Annotated in this window: 13 protein-coding genes and 1 pseudogene; all 14 read left to right on the top strand. The window is 31.6% G+C overall.

What is annotated here, in order from left to right:
* The first annotated feature begins 178 nt into the window (after positions 1-178).
* The 14 genes and pseudogenes from ccpN (at position 179) to rpmG (ending at position 14,854) form a co-directional block, all read left to right on the top strand.
* A complete protein-coding gene (gene ccpN / locus KA828_RS03475; protein ID WP_193839968.1) occupies positions 179-802 on the top strand; it encodes a transcriptional regulator CcpN in 624 nt (207 codons plus the stop codon).
* Positions 803-813: 11 nt separating this feature from the next.
* Positions 814-1,629: a pyruvate, water dikinase regulatory protein gene (locus KA828_RS03470; RefSeq protein WP_210125411.1), complete on the top strand. Its 816-nt coding sequence runs from the start codon at positions 814-816 to the stop codon at positions 1,627-1,629.
* A gap of 59 nt (positions 1,630-1,688) precedes the next feature.
* Positions 1,689-3,494 (top strand): DNA primase, encoded by a 1,806-nt coding sequence (gene dnaG, locus KA828_RS03465; protein WP_210125410.1) that lies wholly within the window; start codon positions 1,689-1,691, stop codon positions 3,492-3,494.
* Positions 3,495-3,802: 308 nt separating this feature from the next.
* Entirely contained in the window at positions 3,803-4,909 is a 1,107-nt protein-coding gene (rpoD, locus tag KA828_RS03460; protein WP_053029511.1) for an RNA polymerase sigma factor RpoD, read from the top strand.
* A 188-nt stretch (positions 4,910-5,097) separates the two neighbouring features.
* The gene (locus tag KA828_RS03455; RefSeq protein WP_075108712.1) at positions 5,098-5,787 is read left to right on the top strand and encodes a tRNA (adenine(22)-N(1))-methyltransferase; all 690 of its coding nucleotides are present in this window, start codon (positions 5,098-5,100) and stop codon (positions 5,785-5,787) included.
* Entirely contained in the window at positions 5,777-6,877 is a 1,101-nt protein-coding gene (locus KA828_RS03450; protein WP_210125409.1) for a Nif3-like dinuclear metal center hexameric protein, read from the top strand. Before KA828_RS03455 ends, KA828_RS03450 begins: the two co-directional genes overlap by 11 nt.
* A gap of 47 nt (positions 6,878-6,924) precedes the next feature.
* Positions 6,925-8,271, top strand: a complete 1,347-nt coding sequence (locus tag KA828_RS03445; RefSeq protein ID WP_193839287.1) for a DEAD/DEAH box helicase — start codon at positions 6,925-6,927, stop codon at positions 8,269-8,271.
* A gap of 9 nt (positions 8,272-8,280) precedes the next feature.
* Positions 8,281-9,171, top strand: coding sequence for a deoxyribonuclease IV (locus KA828_RS03440; RefSeq protein ID WP_053029507.1), 891 nt, complete (start codon positions 8,281-8,283; stop codon positions 9,169-9,171).
* A gap of 231 nt (positions 9,172-9,402) precedes the next feature.
* Positions 9,403-10,179: a metal ABC transporter ATP-binding protein gene (locus KA828_RS03435; protein ID WP_053029506.1), complete on the top strand. Its 777-nt coding sequence runs from the start codon at positions 9,403-9,405 to the stop codon at positions 10,177-10,179.
* Positions 10,180-10,241: 62 nt separating this feature from the next.
* Positions 10,242-11,104, top strand: a pseudogene (locus KA828_RS03430) (metal ABC transporter permease).
* Positions 11,091-11,507: a Fur family transcriptional regulator gene (locus KA828_RS03425; protein ID WP_075108718.1), complete on the top strand. Its 417-nt coding sequence runs from the start codon at positions 11,091-11,093 to the stop codon at positions 11,505-11,507. The pseudogene KA828_RS03430 and the gene KA828_RS03425 overlap by 14 nt, the downstream one beginning before the upstream one ends.
* Before the next feature lie 308 nt (positions 11,508-11,815).
* Positions 11,816-12,415, top strand: a complete 600-nt coding sequence (locus KA828_RS03420; RefSeq protein WP_037558187.1) for a superoxide dismutase — start codon at positions 11,816-11,818, stop codon at positions 12,413-12,415.
* Between the two features lie 127 nt (positions 12,416-12,542).
* Positions 12,543-14,588 (top strand): peptidoglycan D,D-transpeptidase FtsI family protein, encoded by a 2,046-nt coding sequence (locus KA828_RS03415; protein WP_075108719.1) that lies wholly within the window; start codon positions 12,543-12,545, stop codon positions 14,586-14,588.
* 116 nt (positions 14,589-14,704) lie between these two features.
* Complete coding sequence (gene rpmG / locus KA828_RS03410) at positions 14,705-14,854, top strand: 50S ribosomal protein L33 (protein WP_011275661.1); 150 nt, start codon at positions 14,705-14,707, stop codon at positions 14,852-14,854.
* Positions 14,855-14,928 lie beyond the last annotated feature (74 nt).

The following is a 14,928-nucleotide window of genomic DNA, read 5'->3' as shown; positions in this document are numbered from 1 at the left end:
CACTCACTTTTATCAAATTTTACGATTAGCCAAATTGAAGTTGTTAAGCTTACACCATCCTTAACTCGCTTACCATTAGTTTAATAGATTGATTATTTAATAGCAAGAAATTATATGTATTTGTAGGTACATTAATAAATAGGTATAATAGACGTGAACAATAAAGGGGTGAAGACCTATAGAACTTAGTAAAAGACAAGAACAAATTATTGAGATAGTCAAAAGCGGAGGACCTATTACCGGGGAACACATTGCCGAAAAACTAGACTTGACACGTGCTACATTGAGACCTGATTTAGCAATTTTAACAATGTCAGGATTTTTAGAGGCTAGACCTCGAGTGGGGTATTATTATTCTGGCAAATCTAAAAATAAGTTAATGACTGATAAATTACGTCAATATGTTGTTAAAGACTATATGTCTCCACCAGTCATTGTAAAAGAGGATATGTCTGTTTATGATGCTATTTGTACGATTTTCTTAGAAGATGCTAGTACATTATTTATTATTAACGAACACAATGATTTTATTGGTGTTTGTTCTAGAAAAGACTTGTTACGTGCATCTATGATTGGTGAAGATATTCATACCATGCCGATCAGTGTTAACATGTCGAGAATGCCAAATTTAACTTATCTTGAAGAAGATGAACTTATCATTTATGCAGCAGATCAAATGATAGAGAAAGAAATTGATTCAATACCAATTGTTAAAAGTAAAGGTAATCATAAATATCAAGTAACAGGTAGAGTATCAAAAACAACAATCGCAAAATTATTTGTATCATTATTTAAAGAATAGGTGGTAAAACGATGGAAAATATAAAGATAATCATCGCATCTGATTCAATTGGAGAAACTGCTGAATTAGTAGCTAGAGCGTGTATTTCACAATTTAATCCAAAAGAATGCAAACATGATTTTTTAAGATATCCATATATTGAAACTAAGGAAGATATAGATGAGGTTATTCAAGTAGCTAATGATAGAGAGGCAATTATCGTTTATACATTAGTAAAACCAGAAATGAAAACGTATATGGAACGCAAGATTGATTCCAATCAGTTACGCTCTATTGATATTATGGGACCATTAATGGAATATTTGAAAGAAGCATTCGAAGAAAATCCATATAATCAACCTGGTAGAGTACATCGTTTGGATGATGCTTACTTCAAAAAAATTGATGCGATTGAATTTGCCGTAAAGTATGACGATGGCAAAGATCCTAAGGGTCTACCTAAAGCTGATATCGTATTAATTGGTGTTTCTAGAACCTCAAAAACGCCGTTATCACAATACTTAGCCCTTAAGAGTTATAAAGTGATGAATGTTCCAATAGTACCTGAAGTAACACCTCCAGACATGTTATTTGAGATAGATCCAGAGAAATGTATCGCGTTAAGAATTAGCGAAGAAAAGTTAAATCGTATAAGAAAACAGCGTTTAAAACAACTGGGACTAGGAGATTCAGCGAGATATGCAAATGAGTTGCGTATTAAAGAAGAGATTAAATATTTCGAAGACATCGTAAACAAAATCGGTTGCACTGTGATTGATGTTTCCGATAAAGCAATTGAAGAAACTGCCAATGACGTTATTAATATAATAGAACGTCAATCAAAATAGTTTCAATTTAAACTTCAAAAATGTATAATATTATGATAAATATTTATGGGTGATGTACTTTGCGCATTGAACAATCAGTAATTAATGAAATTAAAGATAAAACAGATATTTTGGATTTAGTAAGTGAATATGTAAAATTAGAAAAAAGAGGACGCAATTACATCGGTTTGTGTCCTTTTCATGATGAAAAGACACCTTCATTCACTGTTTCTGAAGATAAACAAATTTGCCATTGTTTTGGGTGCAAAAAAGGTGGTAACGTCTTTCAATTTACACAAGAAATTAAAGATTTATCATTCGTAGAGGCTGTTAAAGAACTAGGTGAACGTCTAAATATATCTGTTGACATTGGTAATTCAAGTGACTATACAAGTCAAATTGCGTCTGATGACTTATCTATGATAGAGATGCATGAATTAATGAATGAGTATTATCAGTATGCTCTACTTAAAACGGTTGAAGGTGAAGACGCCTTAAACTATTTGACAAATAGAGGCTTTACTGAAGAACTTATTAAAGCGCGTGGAATAGGTTATGCACCGAATCACACGCATTTCTGTCATGACTTTTTACAACAAAAAGGTTATGATATTGAACTCGCATATGAAGCAGGCCTTCTATCTCGAAACGAAGAAAATTTTAGCTATTTTGATCGCTTTAGAGATCGCATTATGTTTCCATTAAAAAATGCGCAAGGTCGTATCGTTGGCTATTCTGGTAGAACTCACAATAATCAAGAACCTAAATATTTAAACAGTCCGGAAACACCGATATTTCAAAAAAGACGATTATTGTATAATCTTGATCAAGCTAGAAAATATATACGTAAAAATGACGAAGCCATTTTACTTGAAGGATTTATGGATGTTATAAAATCTGATTCCTCCGGCTTAAAACCTGTTATTGCTAGTATGGGTACAGCGCTATCAGATGAACACATTACCGTTCTCAAGAAATTAACATCTCATATAACACTAATGTTTGATGGTGATTTCGCAGGGCAAGAAGCAACGATTAAAACAGGACAACACCTTCTTCAACAAGGGTTAAATGTTTTTGTGGTTCAATTACCTAAAGACATGGACCCAGATGAATATATTACAAAATATGGTAATGAAAAATTTCTAGAATATGTTAATAATGAAAAGAAATCATTTATTTTATATAAAGTAAATAGACATAAAGACGAAATTACTAATAATGATTTAGCTTATGAACGTTACCTTAAAGAAGTTACACAAGACATTGCAATGATGAATTCACAAATATTACAAAATAAAGTCATCAAAGATGTTGCTAATATATTTAACGTAGATCCTAGTACATTAAATGGTAATGTATTAGGCCAACAGCAATATGTTCATAATGATCCTTATTTTAACGATTATCAATCGTATAATAGTGAGATTCAACAAAACGTAAATGCAATGTTCTCAAATTTATCAAAGCAAGAGAGTGCTGAGAGAGCGCTACTTAAACATTTTATGCACGATAAAGATTTGTTTTTAAATTATCATAAGCAACTTGAAAGCGAAGATTTTAGCAATCAATTTTTCAAGTGCATCTATAGTATTTTAGAAGAATTTTACGCAGAAAATGACAAATATTCGATAAGTGATATGATATTATACACAGACAACGATGATTTAAGAGATGCGATTATTGCATTAGACAATTATGATTTAAATGAAGAGCCTTATGATAGCGAAATTGAAGATTATATGAATGTTATAAATGAAGCTAAATATGGTGACACAATTGAAGAATTAAATCACAAGTTGCGCGAAGCATCGCGACTAGGTGATGTAGAATTACAAAAATATTATTTAGAACAAATCGTTAATAAAAATAAAGCAAGAATGTAACATCATTATTAAAATAAATGCGTATTTGAAGCATACAGGTTTAAACAAATCATATAAATTGTATTTCTATTTAATAACCATTATTGTATAATGGTTATTATGCGTTTTTAACGGGTAGAAATGGAACATAAGTAATATTTAATGAATGTAATAGTTTTGAAACCAATTTAGTATTTAACATTCAAATATTGAATATGAAATGTTACCATTGTTATGAATTTTTTATTAATACTTTTCTTATTATATTGAAATATTATATAATTAAATATCTTGTTTGAAAGCATATATTACTATTGGGAGGCCTTTTCATGTCTGATAACCAAGTTAAAATTAAAAAACAAACAATAGATCCGACATTAACATTAGAAGATGTTAAAAAACAATTAATTGAAAAAGGGAAAAAGGAAGGTCACCTTAGCCATGAAGAAATAGCCGAAAAATTACAAAATTTCGACATGGATTCTGATCAAATGGACGATTTCTTTGACCAATTAAATGATAATGATATCAGTTTAGTAAATGAGAAAGATAGCTCAGATACTGATGAGAAATTAAATCCTAATGATTTAAGTGCCCCTCCTGGCGTTAAAATAAATGACCCTGTCAGAATGTATCTAAAAGAAATCGGGCGAGTAAATCTACTTAGTGCTCAAGAAGAAATTGAACTCGCGAAACGTATTGAGCAAGGTGATGAAATTGCTAAGTCTCGTTTAGCAGAAGCTAACCTACGTCTTGTTGTAAGTATTGCAAAAAGATATGTAGGCCGTGGCATGTTATTCCTTGATTTAATTCAGGAAGGTAACATGGGATTAATCAAAGCAGTAGAGAAATTTGACTTTAGTAAAGGGTTTAAATTCTCAACATATGCTACTTGGTGGATTAGACAAGCAATTACTAGAGCGATTGCCGACCAAGCCCGTACAATCAGAATTCCAGTACACATGGTTGAAACTATCAATAAATTAATTCGTGTTCAAAGACAATTATTACAAGATTTAGGTCGTGATCCAGCACCTGAAGAAATTGGGGAAGAAATGGATTTACCACCAGAAAAGGTACGCGAAATTCTTAAAATTGCTCAAGAACCGGTATCTCTTGAAACACCAATTGGCGAAGAAGATGATAGTCATTTAGGTGATTTCATCGAAGACCAAGAAGCACAAAGTCCATCTGATCATGCTGCATATGAACTATTAAAAGAACAACTTGAAGATGTATTAGATACACTTACGGATCGTGAAGAGAATGTTCTACGATTACGTTTCGGCTTAGATGATGGTAGAACGCGAACACTTGAAGAAGTGGGTAAAGTCTTTGGTGTTACGCGTGAAAGAATACGTCAAATTGAAGCGAAAGCTTTAAGAAAGCTTAGACATCCAAGTCGTAGCAAGCGACTAAAAGACTTTATGGATTAATAAATAAAATAATTCGAGTTTAAATTGATTTATTTTTCATTGCTCATTATAGATTTAACACTTATATACGAGTCGAATTAGTAATGATTACACTTTGTTATAGGTGTTACTATAATGTGCTTTAGAAAAATGCTAGACTGAGACACTTAACTTTGTCCCAGTCTCTTTTTATAGTAAAGGAGATATCTATGATAACTTTAAACCAAAGATTAACTACTGTGTGCAACTATCTTGTTCCAGGAAGCTTAGCCGACATTGGTTCAGACCATGCCTATCTTCCTATCTATGCGATTCAACATGGTCTAATTACACATGCTATTGCAGGTGAAGTCATAAAAGGACCTTTTGAAGCAGCGAAAAAGAATGTGTCAGAAAATCAGCTCAATGATGTTATCGATGTTCGATTAGGGGACGGATTAAGTGTACTTCGTCAGAATGAATCTATTCAAAATATAACCATTTGTGGCATGGGTGGTCCGCTTATAGCAAGAATATTGAATGAAGGACGCATTCATTTAGCAAATGGTCCTAGATTAATCTTGCAAAGTAATATTCAAACTGAAGTATTAAGATACACGCTCATGACACTGAATTACCAAATCATAGAAGAAGTCATTATGGAAGAGAAAGGACATATCTATGAAATTGTGGTTGCAACGCATATGGATCATCAGGATCATTTAGACAAAAAAGAATTAAAATTTGGGCCGAAATTATTACAAAATAAAAATGAAATATTTTATAAAAAATGGCGTCATGAATTAGAAGCCTTAAATCACATTCGTAATCAATTGAATTCAGAGTTACATCATGAGAGACTTAAAGAGATAGATAATGATATATCATTAATTACAGAGGTGTTAAATAATGAAAATTAAACAATTAATGTCTATTATCGATACACATGTGCCATTAGAGACAGCTGAGAATTGGGACAATGTTGGATTACTTATAGGTAATCATGAATCTGAAATCAATGGTATATTAACGACGTTGGATTGTACAGATGCAATTGTTAACCAAGCTATCGACAAAGGCTATAATACGATTATCGCTCACCATCCTTTAATTTTTAAAGGGGTAAAATCAATCATTGATAATGGCTATGGTCAATTAATTCAAAAAATAATTCGTCACAATATCAACCTTATTGCGTTGCATACAAATCTTGACAATTACGTTTACGGTGTTAACCAAATGTTGGCAAATAAATTAAAATTGCAAGATATACAATTTTTAAATCAAGAGAATGAAACGTATTATAAAGTTCAAACATATATACCTAAGGATAATGTAGAAAACTTTAAAAATAGTCTTGATAAACATGGACTTGCCAAAGAAGGTAATTATGAGTATTGTTTTTATGAAACTGAAGGTAAAGGCCAATTTAAACCTGTAGGAAATGCTAATCCACATCTAGGTCAGCTGAATAACATAGAATATGTGAATGAAGTTAAAATTGAATTCATGATTAAAGCTAGCCAGTATGCATTAGCTGAAAAAGCAATTATCGACAATCATCCTTATGAAACTCCTGTCTATGATTTTATTAAAATGACTAAAACAGCAAATTATGGTCTTGGCAAAATTGGCACTTTAGAAGATGCGATGTCATTAACAGACTTTGTAAAATTTGTGAAACATGAACTTGATATCCCAAGTGTTCGATACACAGGCGATGCGAATAAACGTATCCAAAACGTAGCTATCATCGGTGGTGCCGGAATTGGTTATGAGACACTTGCATTTAACAAAGGTGCAGACATCTTTATAACTGGAGATGTTAAACACCACGATGCACTTGATGCACAAACGTATGGTATGACCATTTTAGATATCAATCATTACAGTGAGTATGTGATGAGAGAGGGACTTAAAGAATTATTAGAACAATGGCTATATGATGAAAGTATAGATTTTCCAATTGATGCTTCTAATATCAATACCGATCCATTCAACTACATGTAAATTGAACTAAAACAACTTCAACTGAATATTTTAAGGAGGCCAAATCGATGGCAACTCACCCATTTGAATTATTTAATTTAGACTCAAAACTTATAGAAGCAATTAAAGACTTAAAATTTGATAAACCAACTGAAATACAAAATAGAATAATTCCAAGAATTAAAAAAGGCGTCAATTTAATAGGTCAATCTCAAACAGGTACAGGAAAATCACATGCATTTTTATTACCACTTATGGATAAAATAGACGAAGAAAACAAAGAACCTCAATCTATTGTGGTAGCGCCAACTAGAGAATTAGCGCAGCAATTATATCAAGCAGCTAGTCATTTAGCTCGTTTTAAACAAGGGGTTAAGGTAAGCCTTTTTATAGGTGGTACAGATATTGAAAAAGATAGACAACGAACTAATAATCAACCTCAATTAGTTATTGGAACTCCGACTAGAATTAATGATTTAGCTCAAAGTGGGCATTTACATGCGCATTTGGCATCATACCTCGTTGTTGACGAAGCTGATTTAATGATTGACTTAGGCCTTATCGAAGATGTAGATTTAATTGCTTCACGCTTAGATGAAAATGCGCATATAGCAGTTTTCAGTGCTACGATTCCTAAATCATTACAACCGTTTTTAAATAAATATCTAAGCAATCCAGAATATGTAGAAGTGGATTCCAAGTCTCAAAATAAAAAAAATATTGAATTCTATTTAATTCCAACTAAAGGAACTGAAAAAGTAGATAAAACACTTCAATTAATCGATATTTTAAATCCATACTTATGTATCGTTTTCTGTAATAGTAGAGATAATGCGGATGAGCTGGCAAATTCACTCAATGCTGCTGGAATTAAAGTTGGCATGATACACGGAGGTTTAACACCAAGAGAACGTAAGCAACAAATGAAACGTATACGCAATTTAGAGTTTCAATTTGTAATCGCAAGTGATTTAGCTTCTCGAGGTATAGACATTGAAGGCGTTAGTCATGTTATTAATTTTGACGTACCTAAAGATATCGACTTTTTCACTCACCGCGTTGGTAGAACAGGTAGGGGTAACTATAAAGGTGTAGCAATCACACTTTATAGTCCTGATGAAGAGAATCTTATTACGTTAATTGAGGATAAAGGCTACCATTTTGAAAATGTTGATGTAAAACATAATGAATTAACACCAATTAAAGCGCATAACACACGACGTAAACGTGAAAGAAAAGATGACCACTTAACAAACGAAGTCAAACATAAAGTACGTAGTAAGACTAAAAATAAAGTAAAACCAGGTTATAAGAAGAAATTTAAACAAGAAGTTGAACGAATGAAAAGACAAGAAAGAAAACAATTTAGTAAGAGACAAAATAGACAGCAACGAAAAAATAATAAAAAAGGTTAGGTGAACATCATGTTAATTGGATCACATGTATCAATGAGTGGGAAAAAAATGTTAGAAGGCTCTGCTGAAGAAGCGCATAAATTAGGTGAATCAACATTTATGATTTATACAGGTGCACCTCAAAACACGCGACGAAAAAGCATTGAAGATCTAAATATTGAAAAAGGCCACGAAGTTATGAATAAATATGGTTTATCTAATCTAGTGGTTCATGCACCATACATTATCAACATTGCAAACACTACAAAGCCCGAAGTTTTTCAGTTAGGTGTAGACTTCCTTCAAAATGAAATAGAACGAACACAAGCGCTTGGTGCCAAAGATATCGTTCTGCATCCAGGTGCCCATGTTGGTGCGGGTGCTGAGAAGGGTATTCAACAAATTATTAAAGGGTTAAATGAAGTTTTAACTCATGATAATGATGTGCGTATTGCATTAGAAACTATGGCTGGAAAAGGTTCTGAAGTAGGACGCACGTTCGAAGAAATTGCTCAAATCATTGATGGTGTCACACATAATGATCGATTATCAATCTGTTTTGATACATGTCATACTCATGATGCAGGGTATAATATCAAAGATGATTTTGATGGCGTATTAAATGAATTTGATAAAATTATTGGTTTAGACCGAATAAAAGTGGTTCATGTCAATGACAGTAAAAATGAACAAGGTGCGCATAAGGATAGACATGAAAATATTGGTTTCGGACACATTGGTTTCGATGCACTTAATTATGTAGTGCATCATGATGCTTTTAAAGATATTCCTAAAATTTTAGAAACGCCTTATGTCGGTGAAGATAAGAAAAATAAGAAAGCACCTTATAAATTTGAAATTGAAATGTTAAAGGCACAACAATTCGATTCTGAGTTAAAAAATAAAATTCTTCAGCAATAGTTAATTTTACTGATTTGTAGTTAGCGATAGTATTAAGCATATACTTTGTCATTGCTTAATACCTAACTAACTCTAAAAATAAAACTTCATTGCTCTAGTTAGCCATATGGGTGGTACAATCAATTCTAAATGAATTTTGTATCACCCTTTTCTAAATAACAAAAACAAGTCGTAAACATTACTATTTACAATATTTAAACTTAATTGTATAGTATTAAACGAGGTGAAATAATGAGCCAACCTGTATTTGAATTAAAAAACATAGATTATTATTTTGAAAATAAGCAAGTATTAGATAACATCAACATTCACATAAATAAAGGTGAATTTTTGGCAATTGTCGGCCCTAATGGCGCTGGTAAGTCAACTTTACTTAAAATCATATTAGGATTACTACCTTTACAAAAAGGCGAAATATATATTGATGGCAAATCATATAAGAAGCAAAATCAATCGGAATTAAAAATTAGTTATGTATCACAAAAAGCTACAGCATTCAATGCTGGATTTCCAGCCAGCGTTAAAGAAGTTGTTCTCAGTGGACTTACAAAAACGAAGAAGTTATTTCAAAGATTCAATAAAAAGGATGAAGCATTAGTTGATACCGTATTAACGAGATTGAATATTCAACATCTTATCAATAAAAATATTGCAGAACTTTCAGGTGGACAACAACAACGTGTATTAATTGCTAGGGCATTAATATCTAATCCCTCAGTACTTGTATTAGACGAACCTACAAATGGTATCGATGCTAAACATGTTAGTGAATTCTATGAAACACTTGAGCAATTAAAGCATGAGGGCATTACAATTATACTAGTTACTCATGACATTGGTGTTGTAGCAGATACAGCAACAGAAGTAGCATGCTTAAATAAACATTTACATTTCCATGGATCGACTGAAGAATTTAAAAAGTTAGATGAAGTTGAAATTTCGAAAATATATGGTCATCCCGTTAAATTTGTAGATCATCAACATAATAGAGAATGTTGCGAAGCTTAAAATTTAATATATTAGGAGTTTAAAAATGAACAGTTTTATCAAACAAGTTAGTGGTGATATCCATGATTGATGCGTTATTAAATTTTGACTTCATGAGATATTCATTACTTAGTGGGATTTTAATAGGGTTTATTGCACCTTTGATTGGTGCTTTTATTGTTGTAAGAAGATTATCTTTGATTGCAGACGCATTAAGTCACGTCACATTAGGCGGCATTTCCTTTGGTATGTTTGTATTGACTTTATCACCTGCACTCGCTATTATCAATCCAATGTGGTTTGGAATATTATTTGCCATAATAGGTGCAATACTAATCGAAAAGTTAAGAACATCATACTCTAATTATCAAGAGATTGCTATTCCTATTATTATGAGTGCTGGTATAGCGCTCAGCGCCATTTTCATCTCTCTTGCTGACGGATTTAACCAAGAGATCGTAGGCTTATTATTTGGTTCAATAAGTGCAGTAAGTCTTAGCGATTTATTAACGGTTGTCGTTATTGCTATAGTTGTCGTGTTATTCATCGTATTATTCTATAAAGAACTATTTATTCTTTCATTTGATGAAGAATATAGCAAAGTTATAAATATTCCCAAATGGATTCAATTCCTATTTATAGTTATTGTTGCTATGGTTATCTCGGCTTCAATGAGAGTTGTTGGGATTTTATTAGTCAGTGCTTTAATAACATTACCAATTGCTATAGCTATGCGAATTACTAAAGGTTTCAAACAATTAATCATTTTAAGTGTTATAATTGGTGAATTCTCAGTAATATTAGGACTTATACTTGCATTTTATATGAATATTTCACCTGGTGGTGTTATTGTAGTACTATTAGTTTTATTATTAGGACTTACAATGTTATTCCAAAAATCAACCGTAAGACTTAAAAAGGGGAAATAACTTATGAATACAAATGATGCAATTAAAATTTTAAAAGATAACGGTTTGAAATATACAAAAAAACGTGAAGATATGATAAATATTTTTGTTAATGAAGATAAATATATCAATGCTAAGCATATACAAAAACAATTAGACAAAGATTATCCAGGCATATCTTTTGATACTATTTACCGTAACTTACACTTATTTAAAGATTTGAAAATTATTGAAAGTACTGAATTAGATGGAGAAATGAAATTTAGAATTGCTTGCATGAATCATCATCATCATCATTTTATTTGTGAAAATTGTGGTGACACTAAAGTTATTGACTATTGCCCAATCGATCAAATTAAATCTTATTTACCAAATGTTGATATTCATACGCATAAGTTAGAAGTTTATGGTGTATGTGAAGCATGTCAAAAATCAAAATAAATTTTAAATTAATACATTCTATAAACTAAGCAAGCCGGGAGTGGACGACGAATTGAAAACAATTCTGTCCACTCCGCTTTTTTAATCTATTTAAGTGGAAAACCAGTTGAAATATAGGCCAAAAGTAGGATTTATTTAAAAATGACGAAATATTGACTCGTATTATGTTTAAAAGCTACCTTTTTGAGATATATTATATAAGTAAGTTGATAATAAGCGTATTAATATTAGTTGCAAGCAAATATTTTGTTGCTTTGTTAATAACTTGTTATTATAAATGTAACGAATTTTTAGGAGGATGATTAAATATGGCTTTTGAATTACCAAATTTACCATATGCAGCAGATGCATTAGAACCACACATTGACAAACAAACTATGGAAATCCATCATGACAAACACCACAACACTTATGTTACTAAATTAAATTCTGCAGTTGAGGGTACAGATCTTGAATCTAAATCAATTGAAGAAATTGTTGCTAACTTAGATAGTGTACCTGAAGATATTCAAACAGCTGTTCGTAATAATGGTGGCGGACACTTAAATCACTCATTATTCTGGGAATTATTAACTCCTAATTCTGAAGAAAAAGGTACTGTTGTTGATAAAATTAAAGAACAATGGGGCTCTTTAGACGAATTCAAAAAAGAATTTGCTGATAAAGCAGCAGCTCGTTTCGGTTCAGGTTGGGCTTGGTTAGTAGTTAATAATGGTCAATTAGAAATTGTTACTACACCAAACCAAGATAACCCATTAACTGAAGGTAAAACACCTATCTTAGGCTTAGATGTTTGGGAACACGCTTATTACCTTAAATATCAAAACAAACGTCCAGATTATATCAGTGCTTTCTGGAATGTTGTTAACTGGGAAAAAGTTGACGAATTATATAATGCAACAAAATAATTCTGCTTTTTCAATTTAGCAAGTGGTCTCTTTATGAGGCCACTTTTTTTATGAAAATGATGGTAATATGTCTCATTTTCATATATCATTTATGAGTAAACATGTTTAATAATTGAGGTAGGTTATCTTGCTTAAAAGATTAAAAGAAAAGTCAAATGATGAAAAAATAAAGCACACAATGAATAAACGAATTAGCTTCGTATTTGGTGCTATTATAGTTATATTTGGAATTATAGTTTTAAGATTAGGATATTTACAGATTGCACAAGGTTCACATTACAGTCAATTAGTTAAAAATGACGAGAACATAACTGTAAATGAATCCGTACCTAGAGGGCGAATTTTAGATAGAAATGGAAAAGTCTTAGTAGATAACGCATCTAAACTAACGATTACATACACTAGATCTCGAAAAACAAGTCAAAAAGATATGTTAGATACTGCTAAAAAATTGTCATCTTTAATTTCTATGAAGACAAATAAAATCACTGAAAGAGATAAACAAGATTTTTGGATTCAGAAACATCCTGATGAAGTTGATACATTGATGAAAAAAGAAATGTCGATGCTAAATGAAGGCAGTATCTCTCAAGATCAATATGATAAACAGTTATATAAGAAAGTCGGCGATAAACAAATTGAGAGTTTATCAAAAAAAGACTTACAGGTTTTAGCAATTTATCGTGAAATGGCTGCTGGTTCTACAATGAATCCACAAACAATTAAAAACGAAGATGTAAGTGAAAAAGAATATGCTGCAGTATCACAACAGTTAGATAATCTTCCAGGTGTCAATACAACAATGGATTGGGATCGTCGCTATCCATATGGAGATACTTTGAGAAGTATATTTGGAAGCGTCTCTACGTCGAGTGAAGGTATTCCTAAAGAATTAACTGAACAATATTTAGCTAAAGGCTATTCTAGAAATGACAGAGTCGGCAAATCTTATTTAGAGTATCAATATGAAGATATTTTACGTGGTAAAAAGAAAGAAATGAAATATACAACTGATAAATCTGGAAAAGTTATCAATTCTGAAGTCATCAATCCTGGATCTAGAGGTGATGATTTACAATTAACAATCGATATAGATTTACAGAAAAAAGTTGAATCATTATTAGAAAATCAAATTAAAACATTACGTAGCCAAGGTGCTAAAGATATGGATAATGCGCTAATTGTGGTCCAAAATCCTAAAAATGGTGATATTTTAGCAATGGCAGGAAAACAGATTGATAAAAATGGTAATCTTACTGATTATGATTTAGGTAACTTTACCGGCCAATTTGCAGTTGGATCTTCTGTCAAAGGTGGAACTTTACTAGCAGGATATCAAAATAACGCTATAAAAGTAGGCGAAGAAATGATAGATGAGCCATTGCATTTCAAAGGCGGATTAACTAAGCGTTCATACTTTAATAAAAATGATAAAGTTAGAATTAATGATAAAGAGGCTTTAATGCATTCATCTAACGTTTATATGTTTAAAACCGCACTGAAATTAGCTGGTGATCCTTATTATAGTGGTATGGGCTTACCTTCAGATATAAGGGAAGCTGGTCAGAAGTTAAGAAAAGGGCTAAACCAAGTTGGATTAGGTGTTAAGACAGGTATTGATTTACCGAATGAAACAATAGGTCAAATTGAACCCTTAACCAATAATTCAGGAAATTACCTTGATTTGTCAATTGGACAATATGATACGTATAGTCCAATCCAGTTATCACAATACGTTTCTACAATTGCAAATGATGGATATAGAATCCAACCACATATAGGTTTGGCCATTCATGATGCCACAAATAGTGATGACATCGGTCCAGTTAAACAAAAAATTAAAGGCAATGTCTTAAACAAAGTAAATAATTCAGAAGATGAAATTAAAGAAGTACAAAAAGGATTTGAAATGGCATTCAATGAAAAAGATGGAACAGGCTATTCAAGTTTCCACAAAACAAAAGTACCTTCTGCAGGGAAAACTGGTACTGCCGAAGTATTCCAAGATGGTGAATCAAGAGTTAATTCAACTTATATAGGTTATGCACCAATCAAAAATCCTAAACTATCATTTTCAATTGTATACACGAATCAACCCGTTCCACCACCATGGTTAAATGGCGGAGATTTAGGTAGAGACGTCATTAATTATTATTTTGATGATAAAAAGTAACCCATTCACTTTTAATTGATTGAAATTATTAATGTATAAAAAATAATACTTTTCAATTATTGTACTAAGTGGTATGATAATAAAGTCGTATTTAGAAAAGGTAAGGAGGATTTAACATGCGCGTAAATGTAACATTAGCTTGTACAGAATGTGGAGATAGAAACTATATTTCTACTAAAAACAAAAGAACTAATCCTGAACGTGTTGAAATGAAAAAATATTGTTCACGTGATAATAAACACACTTTACACCGTGAAACTAAATAATAGCTAACTAAAGCTTTATAAAAATAATTTAAAGCTACAATGCAAATTTGTAGGGTTCTAAGAGAAATGCGGTT

Source organism: Staphylococcus sp. GDY8P85P, from assembly GCF_017892405.1.
In the GTDB taxonomy this organism is placed as follows: Bacteria; Bacillota; Bacilli; order Staphylococcales; family Staphylococcaceae; genus Staphylococcus; species Staphylococcus borealis.
This window is presented reverse-complemented; position numbering and strand designations above follow the sequence as displayed.

What these genes read in the sequence shown, in the direction of transcription:
- KA828_RS03470 (WP_210125411.1), top strand. Translation starts at nt 814, where the DNA reads ATGGAAAATATAAAGATAATCATCGCATCTGATTCAATTGGAGAAACT.
- KA828_RS03445 (WP_193839287.1), top strand. Translation starts at nt 6,925, where the DNA reads ATGGCAACTCACCCATTTGAATTATTTAATTTAGACTCAAAACTTATA.
- KA828_RS03425 (WP_075108718.1), top strand. Translation starts at nt 11,091, where the DNA reads ATGAATACAAATGATGCAATTAAAATTTTAAAAGATAACGGTTTGAAA.
- KA828_RS03440 (WP_053029507.1), top strand. Translation starts at nt 8,281, where the DNA reads ATGTTAATTGGATCACATGTATCAATGAGTGGGAAAAAAATGTTAGAA.
- KA828_RS03435 (WP_053029506.1), top strand. Translation starts at nt 9,403, where the DNA reads ATGAGCCAACCTGTATTTGAATTAAAAAACATAGATTATTATTTTGAA.
- KA828_RS03455 (WP_075108712.1), top strand. Translation starts at nt 5,098, where the DNA reads ATGATAACTTTAAACCAAAGATTAACTACTGTGTGCAACTATCTTGTT.
- rpmG (WP_011275661.1), top strand. Translation starts at nt 14,705, where the DNA reads ATGCGCGTAAATGTAACATTAGCTTGTACAGAATGTGGAGATAGAAAC.
- KA828_RS03420 (WP_037558187.1), top strand. Translation starts at nt 11,816, where the DNA reads ATGGCTTTTGAATTACCAAATTTACCATATGCAGCAGATGCATTAGAA.
- rpoD (WP_053029511.1), top strand. Translation starts at nt 3,803, where the DNA reads ATGTCTGATAACCAAGTTAAAATTAAAAAACAAACAATAGATCCGACA.
- KA828_RS03450 (WP_210125409.1), top strand. Translation starts at nt 5,777, where the DNA reads ATGAAAATTAAACAATTAATGTCTATTATCGATACACATGTGCCATTA.